Here is a 25,482-nt window from a genome sequence, read left to right as displayed (position 1 = left end):
CCGGCCGTCTGTGGCCATTTTCTATAGATTATACTACAACTCATGACAACATGTGCATAGCCCAAGAGAAAAACGCCGAACAACATAGTACTTAAGACAAAAACCCCTGATTTCCACAGAAATCAGGAGTCTATGTCATTCATGCAACAAAAGTGGGTGATATTGCTTATGCGTTAGTCAACCCACTGCTCAGCCCAGTCTTGAATTTGATTCATGACAGGCTGGAGCGCTCTACCTTTATCCGTCAGTTCATATTCAATACGAACTGGCGTCTCGGGATAGACGTGACGCACCAGAATACCTTCACTCTCCAGATCTTTCATCCGTTCGGATAACATCTTATCACTCATGGATGGAATCAGATTGGAGATATCCTTGAATCGCTTCGAACCACTCATCAATGTTTGAATAATTAAACCATTCCAGCGCTTGCCCAAAAAAGAAAACGCCGTCTCAAAACGCGGACACATCCGCAAGTCTTGACCTTCCACATTAATCACCTCTTTAGAGATCACTCAAATCAACTTACATTTTGTTAGTATATTTCATAATAACATATTTAAGCTTCAAAGAAAACGCCTGCAACTAAAAAGTTTAAATTTTAGAAGCATATCATCCAAAATGGATCATACATCCCAGTATACATTACACGCTACGTCGTCACCATGGGAAATATCGTATAACTTCCCCATAGTACTATCTTACCCAAAAAGAACCCAGCTGCCACAGTCATCAATGACTCGGAGAAGGGTTCCTTCGTATACATTTATTAGTATAGTTCAACTAAAGATCATTTTACACTAACACTCCGACGTCAGAACAACTTTCCGATCGCTGTTATCCCCAGATTTTTTTAATTCCTTTCTAAAGGGAAAATCCGGGGATAAAGGCGCACGCTACGCTTCTTCAAGTTATTTCTGCCCTCTCCGTTATTGTGTAAATGTTAGTTGAACTTATATATCTTTCACGAAGCAATTAGTAAATTAGACCAGCACGCCACCAAATGGTCTTACAGGTTCGCTCTTGCCAAATTCCGGCTTAAAGCTGCGGGCAGGATATGCCCATTTCACAGCATTGCTGATCACTCTTAATATTTCCGGTTTGTAATAGGTCGGATACGTCTCATGACCTGGTCGGAAATAAAAGATTTTACCTTCACCACGCCGGAACGTACATCCGCTCCGGAATACTTCCCCACCCTGGAAGTTGCTCACAAACACCAGTTCATCCGGTACTGGAATATCGAAGAATTCACCGTACATCTCTTCTTTTTCCAATACAATCTTGCCTTCGATGCCATCCGCAATCGGATGAGATGGGTTAACACACCATACAATTTCCTGCTCGTCAGCTACACGCCACTTCAGATCGCAGCTTGTTCCCATCAGCGCTTTGAATGGTTTGGAGAAATGACCTGAATGGAGCACAATCATTCCCATCCCGTTCAGCACTCGCTGCGCAACCTTCTGTGAGATCTCATCGCTTACGCGATCATGTGCCATATGTCCCCACCATATGAGCACATCTGTGGAATTCAGCACTTCATCACTTAATCCATGTTCAGGCTGATCCAGTGTAGCTGTACGAATAGCAAAGCCTTCGCCGCCAAGTCCGTCAGCCAGTGCTCGATGCAGACCATCCGGGTAGACTTCCCTTACTTCATCGTGAATTTTCTCATGGACAAATTCATTCCAAATGGTGACGTTGATCATATTCAATTTCCCCCTAGTGTAGCTCTAAACCCACCACATATCGCCCAGCGGTTCTTCGATCAATACTTGCTGGAGATTTTGCACGGCTTTAGAGAATCCTTCTTCAACCGACATCAGACCGTCTTCGTGCTCAATACTTACTACATAATCATATCCGACCAGACGCAAGGCACTCATAATATCTGCCCAAGTCTTGTTATCATGTCCATAACCAACCGAGCGGAACTGCCAAGCCCGATCCAGCATATTGGTATAGTCCTGCATATCCGTTACACCGTGTTTGTTCACGTTTACCGGATCAATCGTTGTATCTTTTGCATGGAAGTGATGAATAGCTCCTTCACGTCCCAAGATGTGAATTGCCTGAACCGGATCAATACCTTGCCACCACATGTGACTTGGGTCCAGATTGGCTCCGATCACTTCACCTGCTGCTTCACGCAGTCTCAGCAGGGTTGCTGGAGTATGAACGGAGAATCCACCGTGCAGCTCCAATCCAACTTTTACGTTACGATCTGCTGCAAATTTACCCCACTCTGTCCAGTAAGGGATCACTTTGTTCTCCCACTGCCACTTCAGGATCTCCTGGAAGTCATTTGGCCATGGTGCAACAGGCCAGTTCGGATATTTGGCATCCTCATGGTCTCCCGGACAACCGGAGAATGTATTCACTACAGGTACTTCCAGCTTCTCAGCCAGTTCTACCGATTTAACAAAATCATCGTGAAATCCTTTGGCAATATCCTTTTGCGGATGTAGCGGGTTACCGTGACAGCTGAGTGCACTGATCGTCAAACCACGTGATTCCACTGCATTTTTGAAGTTTTTCAATGCTGTAGGATTGCTTAATAACTCATCTGGCTTACAATGTGCATTGCCTGGATGTCCACCTGTTCCGATCTCTACTGCTTTTAATCCCTTGGATGCTACATAATCAAGAGCATCCTCCAATTTACGTCCTCCGAATAGTACCAAAAATACGCCGAGTTTCAAGTGCGATTCCTCCCTGGATTAGATATCGTATGATTGCTGAATTCATGAATATTGAACTGTATACAATTACCGTTCAGATCACATGCCTGTTTGATTAGTGTGGAAAATCGAGAGTGTTTCTATCCTGAAATTGAACGTAAGAATACTGGTTATTCTGCTTCACTCGTAAGAGCATCAAGCTTCGAACACTTATTGCTCAGACTAGTGGGATTCCACGGTTTCAATCTCAGTTTGAACTGTGCGAGTTACTGCAAAAGAATCATAGCTGCTTTCCAGATGTATATGCTTGCCTTCAAGTGAAGAACGCTGGAATGAATGCATGGCTTCCAGTACGTGATAAGCAAGCTTGCCACTGGCTTTGTGTTCCCGTCCGGCACGAATGGATTCAACCATTTCCGTTACGCCGATGCCTCGTTCGTTTTGTCCACTTTCGAAGACTGGTTTGACCGTCTCCCAAGTGTCTTGACCGTATCTGCGAACCTTCACTTCCCCGTTAAAATAATTGGGGTCCGGTACACTAAGCGTACCTTCTGTACCATAGATTTCAATACGTGGCAGATCCGAAGCTCCGCGAATATCGAAACTGGTAATCATGGTTGCAATGGCACCTTCTGCAAAATCAATGGTTCCTGCCAAGTGAGTAGGCGTCTCTACTTGAAGCGCTGTACCTTCCTTTGGCCCAGAGCCAATCTTGCGATCTGCAATCTGTATCCCTGCCGAGGCGCTGATTCTGCGTATCGGTCCAAGCAGCGTAATCAGAGCGGTCAGGTAGTAAGGTCCCATATCAAACATCGGTCCGCCACCTGCGACATAAAAGAACTCCGGATTAGGATGCCAAGCTTCTGGTCCTCCACCCATAAAGAATGAAGTCGCTGCAACCGGCTTGCCAATTAGCCCATCCTCAATGGCCTTACGAGCTGTCTGTATGCCTGAACCAAGGAAGGTATCCGGTGCAGAACCAACATACAATCCCTTTTCCTCAGCCAACTCAACAACTTTGCGACCATCCTCAAGAGAAATTGCCAGCGGCTTCTCGGCATACACATGTTTGCCTGCTTCGAGTGCAGCCAGATCGGTCATGGCATGACTGCCAGGAACCGTAAGGTTCAACACAAGTTCAATTTCGTTATTTTGCAGCAACTCATCTACATTGTAAACGTTTGCGATATTAAATTCATCTGCCCGTTCCTGAGCGCGTTCACGAATCAAATCCGCAACAGCCACGACTTCAATGACCGGGTTGTTTTTGAGATTTTCCAAGTAGATGGCGCTGATGTTACCACACCCGATGATGCCTGTTTTCATTTTCTCCACTGTGACGTTCATCTCCTTACGCATGGTGAAAATCTGCGTTTGAATGGTTGAGATACATATGTTTTGTTGGATGTTTCCTGTTCCTTAAATCTAATACTATGGTATTCCGTTTCAGCTTCAATTAAAATGAATAATATGATTGAAACATGAACTATCTGGTCATAATTTTCAAATTGCAAGGAGTATGCCCATGCCGACAGATCAAACCTGCCAAGTTCTTACAGCAGGCTTTTCATTTCATCGTAAACCCTACGCTATGGTGCAGCCTGAAGGGGTGAAGAACTACCTGTTAAGACTGCAAACAGACGGACGTTGCCGTGCACGCATAGACGGGGACATGTCCCTGGTGGATGCGGGTGATCTGCTTCTTTTTGATCCTGATGAACCCTATGAGCTGAGAATAGACAATGAAACCAATCCGATGGGAGAACGACTGGTGGAGAGTGGTGACTATCACATCTTCTTTAATGGTTCCTGGGTAGATGAGTGGTGGAAGCGTCACAAACGGCCGACCCGAATTAAAGTCGAACTGACGGAAAGCCTTTTGGTCCTGTTTCGACAGCTCGTACTGGAGCAACGCCGCATCTCCAATCCTTATCCGGAAATTTCAAGTTATTATATGCGAATTTTATGTCTTGAAGTGGATCGTCTGCTCGCGGAGCATCCAACGATAACCAACACCAATTATGTGGCTTATGAGATCAAAAACTACATTGAAGAAAACGCTTCCTCTTTATTCAAGCTCGATGATGTGGCAACACATATTGGCATTAGTGTCTCACGGGGTGTACATCTCTTCAAAGAAGCGTTTGGCAAAAGCATCATGCAATACACGCTTGACGTACGGCTGAATATGGCCAGGGAACGGATTATTTTCAGTCCAATGACTCTGGAGCAAGTGTCTGAGTCATCCGGCTTTAACAACTATACCTATTTTCATCGGGTATTCCGTTCCCGGTTCGGCATGTCCCCGAAGGAATTCCGCGTCATTCACCGGGAACAGATGTAATCATATTAGTATACGTAAGTTGAACTTATTTGCGCGCGGCTATGGCCTCGGATACAACCATCGCCAGATCTTCATTGCCAAACATGGACAACACGCCAAGTACCGTATCATCCGGAATCTCACCGGCTTCCTCCTTGGATACAATCAGCTTCTGCACCTGCTGCAAACGCTCGTTGCTCTGCTGATCCGGGTAGGCTTGCCGGTACATCTCTTCCGGGTCCAAACCATGATTGACACACCACTGGGCAAATACGAGGATCATCATCTCTTCTTCCTGTTTATAGGTTTCTACAACAGCTTCCTCGATCTGTTTATTACGTTCCTTTTCATATTCATCCATGACTTGTATTCCTCCGTATGTGTATTCTGCAATTATTTGCGAATCAATTGTTCCGCCAGTTCATGACTGTCCATGACATGACTTGCACTGATCAGGCAATCATCAGGTGAGTCCAGACAAGCCAGGAAATTGTCAACTGCTCCGCTAAAACCTCTGCGTGCTAACACGGTGTCCCAGCTCCCGAACGTTTCTTTGGTTTCCAGACTCCCCTGTTCCATGTAGCTGATCGTGTCCATGTTCACCACTTCAACAGATCGTCCACCACCATGCAATTCGATCTTCTCCAGATCTGCCCCAGCTTCACGCACCATATCGAATCGACCGTAGGCTGTTCTGCCCAGCTTGGCCGTTCCGGTTGCATGCAGCAGTCTGTCCAGATCATTCTTCCGAATCCATTGATGAAGCAACTCCACATTATGATCCGAGTACCACAACATCAGATCCAGTATATGGATGAGATCATCATAGATGGTTTCTGCCGCAGGACGATCCTGAATGCCTGTACGATGTTTGGTCACTGTCAAGGATTCAAAACCTTTTCCACCCTGCATCCATTCTTTCGCTTTTTGGTACATCGGTGCGAATCTACGGTTGAAGCCCACGGCCAGTAGCAGCCCTTGTGCCTCGGCAAAAGCAGTCATCTCTTCCGACTCCCGAATCGTATAGGATAACGGTTTGTCTACGTACACGGCTAATCCCTGTTCCAGACATTGCATGACAATGTCAAAGTGCGCTTCCGTTGCTGTATGTACAAACACCGCATCCAAGTCCCAGGACAACAGTTCTTTCAGATCCGTTGTTCCCCGTTCTAATCGATACGCCTCCTGAACGGCTTTGACCGGCTCCGGAGATCGGTTCATAATGCCTACAATCTCCACGTTCGGATGAGCTGTTAACAGCGGCAAATATACTTTACGTGCAATATCGCCGAGGCCGATAATTGCAACTCGTTTACGTTGGGTTGTTTCCATGATGATCATTCCACCTTCAGTTCGGTTCTATATTTCCACGTCCTATAGTGTAACCCTTCGGACAGCAACTTGCCAGTGATTGCAGCACACTTCGCACGAATTGTTCAGACAATGGGCGAACGTGGTAAACTTAGGAGGAACAGCAGTACAGATCGGGACACGACCAGACCTGCCTGATCTGAAAGGAGCGTTTAGGATTTTGCGAAAATGGTTATGGCTTCTGTTATATGTTTTACTTGCAGGAGTCACGTTTATTTACAGATATGAACTGCTGGCCTGGACAGATCTTCATCAGTCCATTCCGCTGTTACTCGCCATGGCAACATTGTTTGCTCTTGTGCCTGTAATTCCTTATAAGTTTGTTATTATCGCCTTTGGTTACAGTTACGGTACCACCACAGCAGCCTGGATATGCTGGCTTGGCACCACACTTGCAGCCATGCTCGTGTATGGCGGAGCAAGAACCATCTTCAGACATCAGGCGAGATCGTACCTCGAACGTATTCGGGGTCTGAACCGTTTTACCACATGGATGGAAGCACATCCGTTCATGGGTGTCATGTCGATGCGACTGTTGCCGATCGTGCCTCAGATGGCCGTTAATATCTACGCAGGTATAACGTACACGCCATTCTGGGTCTTCATGCTTGCCACGGCCATTGGGAAAATGCCAGCGATTTTTGTATTTGCCTATGCAGGTGCACAAGCTGAAACCTCAATCTGGCTGAGCCTGGCCATCCTTGCCGGATATCTGGTGTTCATGGCCATTGTATTACTCTTATTTCGCTTTCGGTCACGCAACAAAGCCTGAATTCAGAATTAGCAAACCGTTCAGATTCAGCTTGTTTTCATTCCGGCTTGGTTGGCTTGCCAATTCAGGATATAATAGAAGAGCAAGCCTAATGCTTGTGTAACAAGTTTTAATAAAACGGTAGATTGCTGGAGCTCGAACACGAGCGCTAAATCTTCATCAGAAATGGAGTGACTATAGCATGGAACAACATTCAAGTGAGTTAGCAACTTTTGCAGGCGGATGCTTCTGGTGTATGGTATCCCCCTTTGAAGAACTGCCCGGTATTCATAAGATCGTATCGGGTTATACAGGAGGACATACCGAGAATCCAACATATGAAGAGGTCTGCTCGGAGACAACAGGACATGTGGAGGCTGTGCAAATTACGTTTGACCCTGCCATCTTCCCTTATAAGAAACTGGTTGAACTTTTCTGGCAGCAGATTGATCCTACGGATACAGGCGGGCAATTCCATGACCGTGGATCTTCCTATCAGACGGCCATCTTCTATCACAGTGAAGAACAGCGCCAGATTGCGGAAGCTTCCAAAGCGGAGCTGGGACAAAGTGGACGTTTTGATAAACCAATCTTCACTCCGATTTTGCCAGCCAAACCGTTCTATGAAGCGGAAGAACATCACCAAAATTATCACCGGAAGAACCCTGCCCATTACAAACGCTACAGCAAAGGTTCTGGACGTGTAGATTTCATCGAACGCAACTGGACCGGTAACGTGGATAAAGGCGGGCTGAAAGAGCGTTTGACGCCGCTTCAATATGAAGTTACGCAGAACAGCGCGACCGAGCCTGCATTCCATAACGAATTCTGGGATCACCACGGTGATGGTATCTATGTGGACATCGTATCTGGCGAGCCATTGTTCAGTTCTACCGACAAATACGACTCCGGCTGTGGCTGGCCGAGCTTCACACGTCCATTGCGTGACCACAACGTGAAGGAAAAAACCGATCTCAGCCACTTCATGATTCGTACCGAAGTGAGAAGTCGTGAGGGCGATTCCCATCTGGGTCACCTGTTCAACGATGGTCCTGCCGAAGCAGGTGGAATGCGTTATTGCATCAACTCTGCGGCACTTCGTTTTGTACCCAAAGAAGACTTGCAAAAAGAAGGATACGGTGAGTACGCCGTCCTTTTCCAATAAGTTATAATGCAAATACAAAAAGAGCAGTGGGATGATCCCGCTGCTTTTTTGTTGTACGTTCTTGTTTTAAATAAACATGTAGGAGTCCCAATAGTCAAAGACTCACGTTAAAGGGACCCTACTTGATCATGCTTTTTGTTATTTATAGAGACTGAGTTATGGTGCATAATACTGCACCTTGCTCAACCGATAAGCTTACACTCTCGTCATGCATGATACTCGCTCAGTACACGGGCGATCTGCTCCGTGATCCGATTATACTGCTGATGAATGAAGAAGTGGTCACCCGGATAGACACTTAGCGTACAACTCCCTTTCGTTACTTGGTTCCATGCATGCATGTGTTCCATGGGAATCAGGTCATCTGCCCCCGCAAGAACAGTTATATCTGTATTTAATGGCGCTCTGGACGCAGCCCACTGGTAGCTCTCAACGATCTGCAGATCTGATCTGAGCAGGGGAACGAATATCTCTGCTAATTCTTTATTCTCGAATACTTCTGGTGACATGCCGCCAAGTTGAAGCATTTCCTGTATAAACTTATCGTGAGGCAATGCATGTATCGCTTTTTTATGATTGGTTATATGTGGAGCCTTTCTCGCAGCCACAAAAAGATGCGCTGGATCTCTGCCCTGTTTATCCTTGATGTAATGAGCCAGTTCATAAGCAATAAGACTTCCCATACTATATCCAAATAGAACAATCTTCTCCTCGAACAAGTGGGACGGAATAGATAAATAGGCATCCTCCACAGCCTGTTCCATGGATGTGTACAGAGGTTCGTTCATTCTTCGACCTCTTCCGGACAATTCAACCAGATGTAACTGAATATGAGAAGGGAGGTAATTACGCCAGCGATAATACACCATGGATGAACCCCCAGCATAAGGAAAGCAGATGAGATGTATGCAATTCATGAACTTCCTCCAATTTCCTAGTCTACGGCTTGATGAGCAACTTCCGGATTCAATGTGTTCACGGGAGCAGTCTGCTCATTGCGAAATTGAATTCTCATACCTGGAAGGATACTCAAGATCATCACGGTAACCGAGATGATATAGACGATAAATAAGGATGTGTTATTCATGAGTACACCTGCCATGGAAGATCCGATAAGCATGGCCCCCATGAATAATGGTGTAATGGTACCATTAACTCTCCCAATCAAGTGCTCATCAATCCGGGTAACTAAGTATGTGGAGATAATGACGTTGATAAAAGCCAGACTGATGGAGCTCAGGAAACTTATCACAAGAGTCAGCCAGAACCAACTGGATAATACTTCACCCATCGTGGTTACAGCCAGACACAGCACCCCTACCATTAGAGTCAACGTTTGATTCAACTTGCCACTCAAAGCAGCAGCGATTCCCCCACCGATCAACAGACCTAATCCAGATACACCAGACAGGAACTGTAATGACGTCTGTTCAAGTCCCAAACGTTCGGTGATCAGAAATATTTCAAGTGGGCTGATAAGACCTGAAGAGAGTCCCACACAGACGAATACCAAACTAAGCATTTTTAATGAACGGGATTGCCCGACATATTGCCATCCCTCCTTGATATCCGCCAGTAATGAGGTGTCCGTTTCTCGCTGAGCGGAATCCTTCGGCAAAAAAGTAAGAAGAATAGCGGAGGTCATGAACAAAATAAGTAATGCATACATTGAAGTTTGAATCCCCATAACGGTATATATGAAAGTTCCGACGATAGGCCCGAGAATTAAGAAAAGAGATTGACCACTCTGTGTAATGGCAATTGCAGACTGCACATGCTCTTCCTCTACATTTCGCTTCACAATTTTCACGGATGATGGCTGTGAAAACTGACTAACGATAGAGGATACAAAAGTGGCGACATATAAAATCTGCCAATAACCAGAAGACAAGACGGCAATAATCATTACAATGGATAATGCACTGAGCATGTCGCCCAGTATCATTGTGCGTTTGGGATTCCAGCGATCAGCAAGTGCACCGCCAATGATGGAGAAAACAAAAATCGGAGCGTACTCAAGGACCGTTATAAGTGAGACCGCTATGGGGTTGCCCTGGGTTTGATCCATCACATAATAGAGGATCGCCATATTCCGTATCCATATAGCCAGATTTTGCAGTAGATCAGACCCCGTGACGATAAGAAAAGCTTTGTTCCTGAATAATGTGCTCATTCTCCATCTCCCTTTAAACCGACTGTCCGGTTTATTAATTTTCAAAAGAAAAACTGATTATACATCAGCTTTTCATTGTTGAAGTTGTTGGATGCCCACTAGCATGCTGGCAATACCTTTTTTGTAGAGTCGTCTGATATCGGTCAGATCCTTCTCATAATAAAGTGTGCTTAATCCGTTAAAAAGACCGTTAATAATGTGCATTAAGTCTTGTGGATCTTCCGGTTTCAACTCGCCATCCTCAATCCCTTTCGAGATGATCCGCTCATAAGTCATATAAGGAATTCGGATCAGGGAAAGCATCTCATCCAGCATCTCTTGACTGACCACCTGACCTGAGACAAACTCGTTAATTGAATGATTGAGCGGATTCGCCAAATCGTCAACATAATGATCTGCAAGACCATACAATTTATCTACGGACGTCTCATACTGATGTTCCTTTTCCAGCCATGAATCCATCCACTCTTCGTTATTGAGTTTGATGAGATACATGAAGAGTTCTTCCTTACTTTTGAAATGATAATATATACTGCCTTTACTTCGATTGTTAATTGTACATATGTCCTCCATAGAGGTTGCACTATATCCCTTTTGGGCAAATAACTCTTTAGTATTACGAGCGATATCTTTCTTGATCTGAGCAACATCTTTTCTCCGTTTGACTTCGATTGAAGACCCCTCCATCAAAAGACTGACCATTCAGTCTAATAGTATCACACCCAAATTTTTCCGTCAATGCACTTTATGTATGTACCCTCTTACATATCTCATATTTTCCTGAGATTTGCAAGAGGGTACATTAGGAAAACTTAAATTATTATCAATTATTTATTTTTATCTTCTTCTTTGAAAGCGTCGCTTAATTCCTGTCTAATCGTCTCAGGCAGTTTCTCTGTTTCTTCCACCAATTCATTGATCTCTTCGGGTACTTCCTCGTCCCTTACAACTCCGAATTTGAAAAATTTGCTCATGTTTTTCTCCTCCTATGAATGGTTTATATTAGTGTATCACAGAATCTTTCCAATGGTTCATCTGATTCAGATGATCAATAAGAATATAAGGCTTCTCCACAATATGGTCGAATAACCTCAGATACTGATTGGTAAACTGCTCCATTTCCTTCCGGGTAAAACTTGCCACCCGGTAGTCAAAGTGGATACTGAAATGTTCTCCAACTTTCTGAGCTGTAACATAGATCTCATACTCACTGAACTTCCATTCATACTTGAATGGAGTAATCTGAATTTCAGAAGTTTCTACAGAGCGCTGAGCAAAATTGTTGAGGTTAAACATGGTATCAAACAGCAAATCCCCATCGGGTGCAGAAGAGAAACCTGCATCTTCCATCATTTTTTCAAATGGATAATCCTGATGATCAAATGCATCTATTTGGTTAGCCTGGAGCTTAAGAAGATATTGGTGATACGTATCACTTGTTGATATTATATTTCGCAAGGGAATTGAATTAATAAACAAACCAACCGTGTCCTGCAATTCAGGTCTTCTTCTGCCAAATGCATACGTTCCCACAATCAGGTCCGTTCTCTCCGTCTTCTGATGCAACGTAAGCAGATATACCGAAAATAAAATAGCGTAGTCCGTTAAGCTTGAATCATGGAGCTTTTCTCTAAGTTGTACGAGATGGCTTGCAGGTAGCTCCACAACTATCTGATCTCCCACATAAGAAGTGAGGTCCTTGTCACTTACACGTTCGCTATTTACCGTAAAAGGTTGGTAGCCGCGAAGTACTTCCTTCCAGAAGATTTGGGATTCTGCATATCCTCCCCGATCAAGCCTGTCCTTTTGCCAAACGGCATAATCTTTATATTGTAACTGGACAAGCGGAAGCGTTATCCCCTGATAGAGCTGAATCAACTCGTGCATCAGAATGCCTACGGATGTACCATCCGATATGGCGTGATGCATATCCATCAGAAGCACTTGATCCTCTTCTCCCATATGGAGAAGTTTCGCACGAAGAAGTGGTGGCCGTGCTGCATTGAACGGTTGAATAAAAGATTCCATGATACGTATTCTGTCTGACTCTGACTCAACGTTCTCTTGAATCAGGTCAAAAGGAGTCCTTTGGTGAATACGCTGAACCACTTGTCCTCCCTCGTTGTGCAATGAGGTACGCAGAGCTTCATGGCGTTCAATTAGAGCCCTAAAACTATTCTCCAGCCGCTTCGCCTGAAGTCTTCCCTTGATATGAAATGCCATTGGCATATTCCAATGATTATTGTCCTCGCTTGCTTCGTAACCGTAAGCTTGATAAGGCGTTGCAGGATAGGTGCTCTGTTCAAGTGCAGGCTGAATAGGCTCGTATTCATCATGATAAAGGGCTGCTCCTTGCTGCTGGATGTAAGCGGCCAACAACTTTATCGTCGGATACTTAAATACATCCTGCAGATCTATCCGGATATGAAGCTGCTCTTGGATAAGTGTATTTAACATCATGGCTTTCAGTGAATGTCCACCGTGTTCAAAGAAATGATCCTCTGTACCTGCACGTTCAATGCCAAGTACCTCTGCCCAGATCAATGCCAAATCCTGTTCAAGCGCATTTTGGGGGGCACAATAGCCACTCGTCAGTTGATTGACTGGCTCTGGCAGAGCTCTTCGATCTATTTTTCCATTGGAGTTACGCGGCAGATTATTCAGAAACTCAAATCTAGACGGGATCATATACTGTGGAAGCATTGAACTTAATTCTTGCCTGATATGAGCCAATTGTTCCTGTGCAGCCTGTTCTTCCCATTGCAGTACAACGTAGGCCACAAGATAGGAATGGCCTTGTTTGTCCCGTTTTGGAACAACTACAGCCTCCCTCACATCAGGTAGTGATATCAAGTGATCCTCGATTTCGGGAAGTTCAATGCGATTGCCACGAATTTTGACTTGCTGATCCAGGCGATCCAAATATTCCAGATTTCCATCAGGCAACCATCTGACCAAATCGCCAGTGCGATAAATGATCTCTCCAGGTGTAATAACACTTTCAATGAATCGTTCTGCTGTCTGCGCAGGCTGATTGAGATACCCCAAGGCCAGGCCATCTCCACCAACATAGAGTTCCCCCGGAACACCAATCGGCTGTCTTTGTCCCCAACGGTTAAGCACGTAGACTGTGGTATTGTGAACTGGACGCCCAATAGGTACATTCCGTCTATCTCTCAGCGTTTCATCCACAGTATAGGTTGCAGCAAAAACGGTCGTCTCTGTAGGTCCGTATCCGTTAGCCAATCGGTGTGGACCCAGATAATCCAGAGCCTTTAGAACATGACTTCGGGAGGCTGCTTCGCCGCCAAAAAACAGTTTTCGAACATGTGTCAGACTGGTCACATCATAATCCACAAGGGTATTGAACAGTGCAGCCGTCATAAAAGCAGAGGAAATCCGCTCTTCTTTCAGCGTTCTGGCAAGTTCAGCTGTGTGTACAACGTCCTCCCTGGAAATCAGCACCAGGACAGCCCCATTAAGCAATGCGCCAAATATTTCATAGGTTGATCCATCGAATGCATAGTTGGACAACTGCAAAACCCGATCTTCCGGCCCCATATCCATGAACCCATTATTCACACTTGTTCTCATGATATTCAGATGCGTAGTGACGACTCCTTTGGGTGCACCAGTCGATCCAGATGTGTACATGACATAGGCAGGTGAATCAGCCGTCCACGTTTGAACCCAGTCAGATACAACCTCTTCTTTGGCCAATTCACCCCATAAGCGCTCGTCTAGCAATATCGTTTGACCCTGAAAATCAGGTACGCCCAGATTAACTTCAGATATCAATAGTTGGGCTTGGCTATCTCTCAGCATGTAGGCTAACCTGTCTTCCGGGAAAGTCGGATCAAGCGGTACATACGCTGCTCCCACCTTCAAAATTCCCATAATGGATACGATCATGCCTATGGAGCGATTAGCCAGTAATCCTACCACTCCACCCGAGGCGATTCCCTTCAGTCGGAGTATCTCTGCAAGCTGATTGGCCCTTATCTCCAACTCTCCATAGGTTATCTCCTCCGTACCCATCACAACGGATGGACGATCCCCATATTGCAGCACTTGCTGATGAAACCTCTGTGATATCGTTTCTTCCCTCGGGTAATCTACGATCTCTCCTCCGAGACTTGCCAGGTTCAGCCTTTCCTCCGGAGTACACATCTCAATCTTCATGATTTGCTCATAAGGGCGAATCACCATTTGTTGCAAAATATGTTCATAATGATGCATCATGCGTTCAATCGTTTCCGAAGAGAACAGATTTTCATTATATTCAACGGTTAGGCTCAGGCCTCCATCGTGCTCAACACTTCCCCATGTCATATCGAACTTGGGCTCACTCGATCCAGAAGGCATCTGACGTATGGAGATCGAACTCTCTTCAGGTGATGAGTGCTCCATGTTCTGCAACACAAACATCGTATCAAATAGCGGATGGCGGTTCAGTTCTCTGGGCAATGCCAGCTGTTCAATTAACTCCTCAAGAGCATACATCCCATGTTCGTAGCCCTGCAGCAACTGGGTGTGTACCTGTTGAATGTATCTCGCTACTTCGATCTCTCCCTCGGGTCTCAATCTCAATGCCAAAGTATTCACAAACATGCCAACGACGGATGCAGCATCTGCATGTTCCCGCCCGGCTGTAGGTACACCGATGATGATATCCTCCTGTCCTGCATATTTGGACAACAGGATGGAATAGCCCGCCATCATGACCGTATACAACGTTGTTTTATTCTCTTCTGCCTGCATCTGCAGCTGTTCAGTCAGCTCTGCTCCAAGCTGCATCTCTACTTGTGCCCCAGTAGCTCTATCCGTTCTGCCATAGGAATTGTCATAAGGAAGATTCAGCACCGATAGTTCACCTTGGAATTGATTCAGCCAGTATTCCTCACTGCTTCGATAGCTTTCCGCGTTCTTCTGTTTCTGTTCCCAGACAGCATATTCCTTGTACTGAACAGGAAGCGGCTCAAACTTTTGTTGTTCATACAACTGAAACAGTTCACTGAAGATAATACCGGTCGATGTACCATCAGAAACAATATGGTGAGTATCCACAACCAGAATATGCTTATTTGCTGAAGTACTTAACAAGCCTGCACGAATAAGCGACTTGTGATCTCTGAGATTGAAGGGGCGAATGAACGAATGAACGTACGTCTTTGTATCAGCTGTAGCTGTTTCCTTCCGTTCAGCCAATGTACGCTCCATCCTCCACTCCAAGTCTGCTGCAGGCCATATACGCTGTCTGAGATCCCCTTGAACAAGTTCAAAAGACGTACGCAAAGATTCATGTCTATGAATCAGGGAGATAAAAGCTTCCTCGAGTCGCTCAGCAGAAAGTTCACCTTCAATTTCAAATATCATTGGCATATTGTAGCTGGTACTCTGCTGATCCATATGCTGAAGGAAAAATAGTCTCTTCTGAGCCGACGAAGCAGGATAGGTTTCTTGAACCGTCACAGGTTGCAGCGATGCATAACGATGGGTCCCTCTAGCTTTTTGAATAAACTTGGACTGATCCAGCACGGAAGTGTAGGTAAACACATCCTGTACCGTCAACTTTACATCAAAAGCTTTATGGATCTGGGCAATAAGAGACATAGCCTTGAGAGAATGTCCTCCAAGTTCAAAGAAATGGTCGTGAATGCCTACTCTTGATAACCCCAGAACATTGGTCCAAATTTCGACCAGTTCAGCTTCGAGCGGATTGGTTGGTGCAACATAACTCTCGGTTACCAGGGGTTGTGGATTCGGAAGGATTCTCTTATCCACTTTGCCATTACTGGTGAGCGGAAAAGAGTCAAGCAAGGTGTATGTTGAAGGCACCATATAATCTGGAAGATCGTGAAGCAACTGCTCCCGAATAATACCCGCCAGCCTAGGCTCAGATGTCGAATGAGGAACGATATATGCTGAGAGAAAGGAGTGCCCTTGCTCATCCCGTCCAGATGTTACCATCGCCTCTTTAACTTCCGGCAATACAAGAAGCCTGCTTTCGACCTCTGTCAGCTCCACTCGATTGCCACGAATTTTGACCTGCTGATCCAAACGATCCAGGAATTCCAAGTTTCCATCAGGTAACCACTTCACCAAATCTCCTGTACGATAGAGTCTTGTTCCTGACTTCAGCGGATTCTTACCAAATCGCTCTTCCGTCAATGCTGGTTGATTCAGATAACCCTGTGCCAGTCCTTCTCCCCCGATATAGAGTTCTCCGGGTACCCCAATCGGCTGTCTCTTTCCCCACGGATTAAGCACATATACCTGTGTATTGTGAACTGGGCAGCCTATAGGCACATTGCTTCTGTCCCGCATACTCTCGTCCACAGAGAATGTTGTTGCAAAAACAGTCGTTTCCGTTGGGCCGTAACAATTAATAATGCGATGGGGACCAAGATAATCCAGTGCCTTCAGGACATGTTTTCTGGAACCGGGCTCCCCACCAAAAAACAGTCTTCGCACATGTTTCAGACAACTCAAGTCGAAGTCTACCAGCGTATTAAACAGAGCCGTCGTCATGAAGACAGTAGTAATTCGCTGTTCATCCAATGTTCGGGCCAGTTCTGTAATATGCAGCATGCCCTCTCTGGAAATCAAGATAAGCGCGGAACCATTCAGCAAAGCTCCGAAAATGTCATAAGTCGATCCGTCAAAAGCATAATTGGACAACTGCAGCACCCGATCCGTAGGCATCATGTCAATGAATCCATTCCGGATACTGGTTTTCATAATGTTACGATGTGTGGTTACGACTCCTTTTGGTTTCCCGGTTGAACCCGATGTATACATCACATAAGCTGCAAGATCCGGTTGGGATGTTTGATCCGACTCGAACTCGTCATTAAAAGGTCCACTCCAGCACTGTTCATTTAACACCATCGTTTTCCCAGAAAAGCCGTGAACTGCTCGACCTTGTTCAGCAAGGAGCAATTGTGCCTGGCTATCTTCAAGCATGAAGGCCATGCGCTCTTGTGGAAAACCCGGATCAATTGGAACGTATGTCGCTCCGGATTTTAGAATGCCGAGAATGGACACGATCATTCCCATAGAACGATCCGTTAACAATCCGACTCTGTCTCCCGGACGAACCCCTTCCTGTTTTAACGTTTCAGCCATCCGTTTAACATTCATACCCAGCTCACTATAGGTCATGCTCAGGGAGCCCATGATCAACGCAGGACAATCTCCATGTTGTCTCACTTGTTTTTCAAACCGCACTGGTATTGTTTCTTCTCTTGGATACTCAACAACTTGTCCTTCAATCTTCTCAAAGTACAGGCTTTCCTCCAATGTGCACAATTCAATATCGTTGAGACTCAGATTGGGATCGTTGACCATCTGTTCAAGAATGTTCGCATAATGGGAAGACACTTGTTGGATCCTGGCATGGGAAAACAAGTCGGTATTATATTCAATCGTCATGGAGATGTCTTCTTTCAACTCATGTCCAGCCCAAGTCATCTCAAACTTGGATCGCCCTGTTGTTGTCTCCATCTGATCAATATTTAGCTGATCCGCCTTTAACTGAGCCCTGTCCATGTTCTGTAGAACAAATAACGTTTCAAACAGGGGATGACGACTCGGCTCCCTGACCATTTGCATATGATCCAGCAGCTCTTCAAGTGGGTACAGCGCATGATTGGAGCAATCCAGTACACGTTGCTTCAATGAAGCCATGTACTCTGCAACCGTAAGTTCCGGCTTGATTTCGCTGCGCAAAGGCAGCGTTTTAACAAACATCCCCACCATGGAAGCCGTTTCGACATGATCTCTGCCTGCGATCGGTGTACCCACAATGATATCTTCCTGTCCGCTATATTTGGATAGCAGAATGTAATATGCGGCTAACAGCAGTACATACAAGGTTGTATCATGGCTCGCCGCGAGATCAGTCAGGCGCTTCGCAAGAACGTCACCCAGCAGGAATGTATGCTGCGCTCCTTCATAGCGCTGTACTCGTGGACGCACATTCTCCAGAGGGAAGTCCAATATCGGTAGCTCTCCCTCATACAGTCGATGCCAATAATCACGAGCAGCACTGTAGGCTTCCGTTGATCGCTGTAGCTGCTCATAGGCAGCGTAATCTTTATACTGTTTCTGCAGAAGCGGCAGCTCTTCATCTTCATATATTCTGAATAACTCGTCGTACATAATCGCTGTTGATATCCCATCCGAAACGATATGGTGAACATCCAGCAACAATAGATGCTGCGTATCCGATTGCTTGCGGACATAAGCTCTAAACAAGCTTGGAGCTGACAAATCAAAAGGAAAAATACATGATGTAACCCATGACGCCTCGTCATGATCTATAGACCCGTATTGTGATGTGCCATTATTTACTTCCGTCATAGTAAGTTTCCAGTCCAGTTCGTCCAGCGCGTGTACCTGTTGCCTAACCTCATCATCTTCCACCAAGAAAGAGGTTCGTAAGGACTCATGGCGCTCAATCAACTGAAGCAGAGCGTTTTCGAGTCGTTCAATATTCAGATGACCTTCGATTCGTAATACCATGGGCATATTATAACTGGTACCCATATTTTCATTTTGCTGAATGATATACAATCTTCTCTGAGCAGAAGTCACATTATAACTTGTATCCTGTTTCACAGTAGGAAGGGAGACATGCCTGTGAAGCTTGTCGTTCCCCTGGATAAGCATTGCCTGCTCCCGAATGGTAGGATGGCTGAAGATATCCTGAAGGCTTAGCTTTACATCAAACTTCTGGTGTATTTTGGCTACCATGGTCATCGCTTTTAGCGAGTGTCCTCCAAGATCAAGAAATGATTCCAACATGCCTGGAAAATCCTTCCCGAGAACTTCGGACCAGATATGCTGCAACTGCTCTTCATACGGGTTAACAGCCTGTATGACCTCCGCCGTATTCCATTTAGCCGAAGGCTTGGGAAGAGCAGCATGATCCACCTTACCATTGGATGTCATCGGTATGGTGTCCACAATAAGAATAAATGCAGGAATCATATATTCCGGAAGTGACTGTCTCAATTCATCCTTCCACTTAGAAACCAGACCGGAGCTGTCCATTTGCTTCGTAGCAAGATCTTCGGGCACTACATATGCACAAAGAAGGGAACCCTCGCCACGCTCCTCTTTGCGCGCAATTAACACTGCTTCATTCACGGAGGAAATTTCTTTCAATCTGGTTTCAATCTCACCGAGTTCTATCCGGTTGCCCCGAATTTTGATCTGATTGTCCATTCTTGCCAAGTACTCCAGTTGACCATCCTCTCTCCAAACCACTAAATCCCCTGTTCGATATATCGTTTCTCCAGGGACAAATGGATCTGGAACAAAGCGCTCTTCCGTTAAACCAGGCTGGTTCAGATATCCTTTCGATACACCTTCCCCCCCGATGTACAGCTCACCAGGAACCCCTATAGGCTGGAGTTGGTTCCAGCGATTAAGCACATACAGTCGTGTATTGTGTATCGGCCTTCCGATGGGAACCCGAACATGTTGACGCAAACTGTTTTCAACCGAATATGTCGAAGCAAAAACAGTGGTTTCTGTCGGTCCGTACCCATTCACAACACGATGCTCACCCAAGTAATCCAGCGCTTTCAGTACATGTTTAATCGATGCGCTCTCTCCACCAAAGAATAGTTTTCTCACATGCTTGAAGCACGTAACGTCATAGTCGACCATCGTATTGAACAATGTCGTCGTCATAAAGGCCGACGTAATTCGTTGTTCATCCATCGTTCTGGCCAGTTCGGCAGCATCGAGTAACGTATGTTTGGCGATTAATAGGAGTGATGCACCATTTAATAGTGCCCCGAAAATCTCATAGGTTGAGCCATCGAATGCATAATTGGATACTTGAAGTACCCGATCGGCAGGGGATAGTTCACTGAAGCCATTGTGAATGGCTGTCTTAATAATATTTCGATGACTGGTCATAACCCCTTTGGGCTTACCGGTCGAGCCCGAAGTATACATCATATACGCTGTTGCTTCCGGTGGGATTGCTGGCAACTTCCAATTTCTGATCTGTTGCTTCGTCCTTGCTGCCTCTTGAAGTATTACATCAAGTGACAGCTGATGTGTTGTACATCCAGCCATAGCTAATTCATTGGCTGTGATCAGCCAATTGGCCTTGCTGTCTTCCATAATGAAACGCTTGCGTTCTTCGGGAAAGGAAGGATCAATAGGAATATACATAGCACCTGTCTTGAGAATCCCAAAAATAGCTATGATCATTCCCAGAGAACGATCTGTCAACAGACCTGCAACATCTCCTTGCTTCATTCCTTTTTCCATCAGTACGCGTGCAAATTGATCTGTCACTTCGTTGAATTCCCTGTATGTCAAGCTCTGATATTTATCCATGACCGCAATCTGATCAGGAGTTCGGGCAGCCTGCTCCTCAATTGCTGACGAAATACTGGATTGACGTGGATATTCTGCCTGAGTTTCATTGCAAGCAAGCATAGCGGATTGCTCATCGTTCGTTAACAAATGGATTTCCTTCAGCCTCATGTAGCGGGCATCACCCATTTGTACAAGTATGTTTTTGAAGTGATCAATCATCTTCAAAATGGTTGACTTTTTATAGATGGAGGAAGCATATTCCACTGTCCAGTTCAAGCCATGGCGATTCTCTTGGCATCCCCATGTCATATCAAATTTGGCATGATTCCAGTCCCACTCTGCTGCAGTAAATGTAGTTCCCGTCAGTTGGATTGGGTGAATATCCATATTTTGCAGTACAAAAAGGGTATCAAACAACGGATGCCGGCTAAGATCCCTTGACAGTTGAAGATGCTCAAGCAGGTCCTCCAGAGGGAACTCTCCATGCTCTTGCGCCTCAACAAAATTGGACTTCACCCGACCTATGAATTCATCCACTGTGAGTTCACCTGGCACGTGATTACGCAGGGCCAGCGTATTGACGAACATGCCCACCATAGGCTGAACATCTTCGTGATATCTTCCGGCAGTGGGTGAACCGACCACAATATCCTCTTCTCCGGTATATTTGGATAACATGATATTATAGGCAGCCAGCAAGACAACATATAGTGTGGTTTTATGCTTAGAAGCAAGACTTTTTAGGCGATCCGTGAGCTCAGATTCAAGTTGAAATGAGATCGAATGCCCCTCATAAGATCGAACGGAAGGCCTGATATAATCAGGTACAATCTCTGTACTCGGAAGTTCACCCTCGAATTGAGCACACCAGTATTTCCGATTATCCTCATATCTCTGACTTGTTCGCTCATTCTGTTCGTATACGGAGTAGTCCTTATAGTGTAGGTTTACGGGTGATAACTCTTCGCCCTCGTATAATCGGGTCAGTTCTTTATAAATGATTCCGGTGGATACACCATCAGATACGATGTGATGAATATCAATGAACAACAGACTTCGATCGGATGTGACTTCAGCAAGGGCTGCACGGATCAACGGACCGGTTGAAAGATCAAATGGCTGTACAAATGTCTCAAGATGTGAGGCAATCATCGTTTTCTTATCATCAACAGCATCCTTGCCGAGATACACCTCCACTTGTTGTTCTTGCATCTCATAGTTGATTAGACCCCAGCTTAGTTCCGCGGGTTCCAGAATATGTTGCCGCAAGTGTTCACCAGACCAGATGAAACGCGTCCTTAGAACCTCGTGCCGTTGTATAAGCTGTATGAAGGCCTTCTCAAGCTTATCGCGGTTAAGCTTACCTTCAATCTCCAGTACCATCGGCATATTGTAGCTGGTCTCCAATGGAGCCAGCTGTTGTGCAATGTAGACTCTTTTTTGCGATGCGGATACTGGGTACGATTCTTGTACTCCCGCGGCAGGAATAGCCTTATATACACTTTTGCGAGAATTTTCAATGCATACAGACATGTCCCGCAGTACTGCTGCACGGAACACTTCATGCAAGGAAAGTTTTACGTCCATCTCCTTATGTATTTTGGCTACCAGCATCATAGCTTTTAACGAGTGCCCCCCAAGTTCAAAAAAGTGATCCCCGGCACCTGGTTTAATGCCCAATACATCTTCCCAGATCTGAGCCAGCTTCTGTTCGGTATCTCCAGACAGTGGCTGATTTTTGGTTTGACCCATCACCTTTGGAATAGGAAGGTTTTTCCGATCGATTTTGCCATTCGAATTAAGCGGAAATGCACGAAGAATCTGGAATTCAGCAGGAATCATATATTCTGGTAAACGGGCTTTCAACGCCAACTTCCACTCCTGAATTTGCTGATTTTGCTCCACATCAGCATCTGCATATTGAACGGGGATGATATATGCACTTAAGTTGGAACTCCCCTGCGCATCCCGCCATGTTGTAACAAGAACATCTTCCACTCCGGAAAGAGCCCTCATCTTCTCCTGCACCTCTCCCAGCTCAATGCGGTGACCCCTGATTTTGACCTGATGATCCTTACGGTCTACAAACTCCAAATTTCCATCAGGCAGACGTTTAACCAAATCCCCAGTTTTATACATTTTCTCATTCGGAGCATATGGGTTACCCACAAAGCGTTCCAGCATCAATTCTGGAGCATTCAGGTAACTGGCCAACCCTTCACCGCCAATGTATAATTCTCCCGTCACACCAATAGGCATTGGATTACGTTTGGAGTTCATGACATAAGCAGTCGTGTTGTGGATTGGTTTGCCTATGGGTACGAGATCAGGCCGCGTAATCGGATAATATGTCGCATAAACCGTCGTTTCTGTTGGCCCATACATGTGCAATAATCGTTCTGGTCCCAAGACAGCAAATGCTTTGTTCAGATGCCTGATTGAAGCTTTCTCACCGCCAAACAGAAGATGTCTTACCTTGCTGAAACAGCTCGGGTTCCAATCCACCATCGTGTTAAATAGCGCAGTTGTCATAAAAGCGACCGTAATCTTTTCCTTGGTGAACATATCGGCAAGTGAAGCTACATTCTGCATCTGTTCTTCAGTAGTCAGTACAAGCGTCGAGCCATTCAACAATGCCCCGTATATATCGAAGGTAGCCCCATCAAAAGCATAATTCGAAATTTGCAGAATCCGATCTTTGGAGTTCAGTTCCACATAACCGTTATTTCGCACAGTCTTGATGATATTTTGATGAGTTGCAACCACACCCTTAGGTTTTCCAGTTGAACCTGAAGTATAGATAATGTACGCGGCATCCCGTGGACCCGAAAGGAAATCAATCTCTTGGTGATTGTTCCTGTTGATTGAACGTTCATGCATCATCAACATATCCAAGGTTAAGATATGTCCCTCATAGTTGGGCAATTCTAATTCAGTGAAACCAAGCAGGGATCGTGCACCACTATCGTGAAGCATATGGGTCAATCTTTCGGCCGGAAATGTGGGGTCAAGTGGAATATAGGCAGCGCCAGCCCGAATAATAGCCAACATGCCTGCGATCATCTCCATGGATTTCCGGGCAACCAGACCTACCTTGTCTCCTGGCTTTATGCCATGCCATTGTATAGCTTGGGCCCACTCTTCAACCAGAGCATGGAGTTCTGCATAAGTCCACGTCTGGTAAGCGAATTGAATCGCTGGATGATCAGGATATAACTCTACCTGTCGAATAAATAATTCTGAAATGGACTGGTCCCTCGGATAGTCTGCTGTGGTCTCGTTCCCTTTCGCCAACATATTGTTTTCTTCCGGGGTCAGGATACGAATATCTGAAACACTTATCTCGGGTTCTCGCGCGATGATTAGACAGGCTTGCTTCAGGTGTACAAACAATCGCTCGATAAAAGAACCCGAATATACCTGCTGGTTGTAATTGATCTTGACCCGAATCTCCTCACCTGGACCTATGGAAATGTTCAGATCATAATTGGTATGTTCATAGGCTTCAATGGAAGTAATATCAAATCCCAGTTCGAACTGTTTGGTATCAAACATGCTGGCACTTGAAGGGTAGTTTTCATACACCATGATATGATTAAAAAGCTGACCATTCTGACCCGCTTCCGCCTGCACTTCAGCGAGAGACAGATAGCTATACTCCTCGGACAAAATGGCATTTTGGTGTGTCTCTTTCAGTAATTGGGCAAATGACTGTTTCTCATCCGACGTTATTCTTACAGGTACAGCGTTAATGAACAAACCTACAATTTTCTCCACATTCGGTATGGCAGCCGACCTTCCAGACACTACGGTTCCAAAAACCACATCGTCAGAATTGCTGTAGTATTGAAGCACTACTCCCCATAATGTCTGAAAAAGACTGCTCATCGTGACCTGATATTTACGGCTAACATCCATTAATTGATCTGTCAGCCCTTTGCCCAAATTAAACGTAATCTCCTGAATCAACGGTGGTTCCGCTGAATCCGAAGCTATTTCCGCAGGGAAGTCCGCTCCGATCTCATAACCAGCGAGATAATTCTTCCAATAGGTTCTGGCTTCGAACTCCTGCTGTTCACCCAACCATTTAATATATCGTTTATAGGGAATAACACGATCAAGTTGTGCAGGTGTTCCGTGAATCTCCTGTTTGTAGAGGGAGAACCACTCCTGAAAAATGATACCCAGGCACCATCCATCAATTAGAATATGATGATTGCTCCAGATCAGCGTATATGCCGCCGGGCCGGTTTGGATCATTTGCAAGCGTAGCAGGATATCTTTGGACAAATCAAAAGACCGCTGGCGATCTTCTTCCACTATCTGCCGGATCATCTTCCGTTGCTCGATAGGATCAGGCTCGGTCAATTGAATGTATTCCAATTTAACTTTTCTGTTTCGCAACACGATTTGTCTCGGCTTGTTGATTTTGTCGTGAATAAAGATCGTCCGCAGCGTATCATATCTCTCGATAACTTTGTTCATGGAGCGTTCCAATGCCTTAACATCGACGAACCCATCAATCGTAAAAGTCATTTGCTCGAAATATACGTCTCCCTGGTCGTAAAGCGAATGAAACAGCAGTGCTTCTTGCATTGGAGATAATGGATAAATATCAGCAATTTCCGGTTTGTTCATCATCCCTTATGTCCTCCCCTTAAATCTATAGAT

Annotated in this window: 14 protein-coding genes; 3 read left to right on the top strand and 11 right to left on the bottom strand. The window is 45.3% G+C overall.

The window, feature by feature from the left end; translation table 11 throughout:
* Window positions 1–173: 173 nt before the first annotated feature.
* From PAEAM_RS07920 to PAEAM_RS07905, 4 genes are all read right to left on the bottom strand, one after another.
* On the bottom strand, window positions 174–470 hold the full coding sequence (locus PAEAM_RS07920; protein ID WP_074096966.1) for a winged helix-turn-helix transcriptional regulator: 297 nt from the start codon (window positions 468–470) through the stop codon (window positions 174–176).
* A gap of 513 nt (window positions 471–983) precedes the next feature.
* Window positions 984–1,712: a ThuA domain-containing protein gene (locus PAEAM_RS07915; protein WP_017687549.1), complete on the bottom strand. Its 729-nt coding sequence runs from the start codon at window positions 1,710–1,712 to the stop codon at window positions 984–986.
* A 24-nt stretch (window positions 1,713–1,736) separates the two neighbouring features.
* Window positions 1,737–2,705 (bottom strand): sugar phosphate isomerase/epimerase family protein, encoded by a 969-nt coding sequence (locus PAEAM_RS07910; protein WP_017687548.1) that lies wholly within the window; start codon window positions 2,703–2,705, stop codon window positions 1,737–1,739.
* A gap of 201 nt (window positions 2,706–2,906) precedes the next feature.
* Window positions 2,907–4,019, bottom strand: a complete 1,113-nt coding sequence (locus tag PAEAM_RS07905) for a Gfo/Idh/MocA family protein (protein ID WP_100527169.1) — start codon at window positions 4,017–4,019, stop codon at window positions 2,907–2,909.
* Between the two features lie 190 nt (window positions 4,020–4,209).
* Here PAEAM_RS07905 and PAEAM_RS07900 point away from each other — a divergent pair, with 190 nt between their 5' ends.
* Window positions 4,210–5,028 (top strand): AraC family transcriptional regulator, encoded by an 819-nt coding sequence (locus PAEAM_RS07900; protein ID WP_036674960.1) that lies wholly within the window; start codon window positions 4,210–4,212, stop codon window positions 5,026–5,028.
* 25 nt (window positions 5,029–5,053) lie between these two features.
* On the opposite strand, the gene PAEAM_RS07895 is transcribed toward PAEAM_RS07900, so the two are convergent.
* Together PAEAM_RS07895 and PAEAM_RS07890 are read right to left on the bottom strand one after the other, a co-directional pair.
* Window positions 5,054–5,368 carry a hypothetical protein gene (locus PAEAM_RS07895; protein ID WP_100527168.1) on the bottom strand — a complete coding sequence of 105 codons (315 nt, stop codon included), beginning with the start codon at window positions 5,366–5,368 and terminating at the stop codon, window positions 5,054–5,056.
* A gap of 32 nt (window positions 5,369–5,400) precedes the next feature.
* Window positions 5,401–6,339 (bottom strand): Gfo/Idh/MocA family protein, encoded by a 939-nt coding sequence (locus PAEAM_RS07890; RefSeq protein WP_100527167.1) that lies wholly within the window; start codon window positions 6,337–6,339, stop codon window positions 5,401–5,403.
* A 121-nt stretch (window positions 6,340–6,460) separates the two neighbouring features.
* On the opposite strand from PAEAM_RS07890, the gene PAEAM_RS07885 reads away from it, so the two are divergent.
* Together PAEAM_RS07885 and msrA are read left to right on the top strand one after the other, a co-directional pair.
* The gene (locus PAEAM_RS07885; RefSeq protein WP_165789860.1) at window positions 6,461–7,150 is read left to right on the top strand and encodes a TVP38/TMEM64 family protein; all 690 of its coding nucleotides are present in this window, start codon (window positions 6,461–6,463) and stop codon (window positions 7,148–7,150) included.
* A gap of 181 nt (window positions 7,151–7,331) precedes the next feature.
* Entirely contained in the window at window positions 7,332–8,294 is a 963-nt protein-coding gene (msrA, locus tag PAEAM_RS07880) for a peptide-methionine (S)-S-oxide reductase MsrA (protein WP_100527166.1), read from the top strand.
* 206 nt (window positions 8,295–8,500) lie between these two features.
* Here the strand turns inward: msrA and PAEAM_RS07875 are convergent, their stop codons facing one another.
* The 5 genes from PAEAM_RS07875 to PAEAM_RS07860 form a co-directional block, all read right to left on the bottom strand.
* Complete coding sequence (locus PAEAM_RS07875) at window positions 8,501–9,211, bottom strand: thioesterase II family protein (protein WP_100527165.1); 711 nt, start codon at window positions 9,209–9,211, stop codon at window positions 8,501–8,503.
* A gap of 17 nt (window positions 9,212–9,228) precedes the next feature.
* A complete protein-coding gene (locus PAEAM_RS07870) occupies window positions 9,229–10,467 on the bottom strand; it encodes an MFS transporter (protein WP_100527164.1) in 1,239 nt (412 codons plus the stop codon).
* Between the two features lie 72 nt (window positions 10,468–10,539).
* Window positions 10,540–11,154 carry a TetR/AcrR family transcriptional regulator gene (locus PAEAM_RS07865; RefSeq protein ID WP_100527643.1) on the bottom strand — a complete coding sequence of 205 codons (615 nt, stop codon included), beginning with the start codon at window positions 11,152–11,154 and terminating at the stop codon, window positions 10,540–10,542.
* A 140-nt stretch (window positions 11,155–11,294) separates the two neighbouring features.
* Window positions 11,295–11,441: a hypothetical protein gene (locus PAEAM_RS31745; RefSeq protein ID WP_165789859.1), complete on the bottom strand. Its 147-nt coding sequence runs from the start codon at window positions 11,439–11,441 to the stop codon at window positions 11,295–11,297.
* A gap of 28 nt (window positions 11,442–11,469) precedes the next feature.
* Window positions 11,470–25,452, bottom strand: a complete 13,983-nt coding sequence (locus PAEAM_RS07860) for a non-ribosomal peptide synthetase (protein WP_100527163.1) — start codon at window positions 25,450–25,452, stop codon at window positions 11,470–11,472.
* Window positions 25,453–25,482 lie beyond the last annotated feature (30 nt).

The organism is Paenibacillus sp. GM1FR, from assembly GCF_002803315.1.
Lineage (GTDB): Bacteria > Bacillota > Bacilli > Paenibacillales > Paenibacillaceae > Paenibacillus > Paenibacillus amylolyticus.
This window is presented reverse-complemented; position numbering and strand designations above follow the sequence as displayed.

Bases quoted from the DNA above. Each gene is read 5' to 3' on its own strand.
- PAEAM_RS07920 (WP_074096966.1), bottom strand. From the start codon at position 470: ATGTGTCCGCGTTTTGAGACGGCGTTTTCTTTTTTGGGCAAGCGCTGG.
- PAEAM_RS07915 (WP_017687549.1), bottom strand. From the start codon at position 1,712: ATGATCAACGTCACCATTTGGAATGAATTTGTCCATGAGAAAATTCAC.
- PAEAM_RS07900 (WP_036674960.1), top strand. From the start codon at position 4,210: ATGCCGACAGATCAAACCTGCCAAGTTCTTACAGCAGGCTTTTCATTT.
- PAEAM_RS07895 (WP_100527168.1), bottom strand. From the start codon at position 5,368: ATGGATGAATATGAAAAGGAACGTAATAAACAGATCGAGGAAGCTGTT.
- PAEAM_RS07890 (WP_100527167.1), bottom strand. From the start codon at position 6,339: ATGGAAACAACCCAACGTAAACGAGTTGCAATTATCGGCCTCGGCGAT.
- msrA (WP_100527166.1), top strand. From the start codon at position 7,332: ATGGAACAACATTCAAGTGAGTTAGCAACTTTTGCAGGCGGATGCTTC.
- PAEAM_RS07875 (WP_100527165.1), bottom strand. From the start codon at position 9,211: ATGAATTGCATACATCTCATCTGCTTTCCTTATGCTGGGGGTTCATCC.
- PAEAM_RS07870 (WP_100527164.1), bottom strand. From the start codon at position 10,467: ATGAGCACATTATTCAGGAACAAAGCTTTTCTTATCGTCACGGGGTCT.
- PAEAM_RS07865 (WP_100527643.1), bottom strand. From the start codon at position 11,154: ATGGAGGGGTCTTCAATCGAAGTCAAACGGAGAAAAGATGTTGCTCAG.
- PAEAM_RS31745 (WP_165789859.1), bottom strand. From the start codon at position 11,441: ATGAGCAAATTTTTCAAATTCGGAGTTGTAAGGGACGAGGAAGTACCC.
- PAEAM_RS07860 (WP_100527163.1), bottom strand. From the start codon at position 25,452: ATGATGAACAAACCGGAAATTGCTGATATTTATCCATTATCTCCAATG.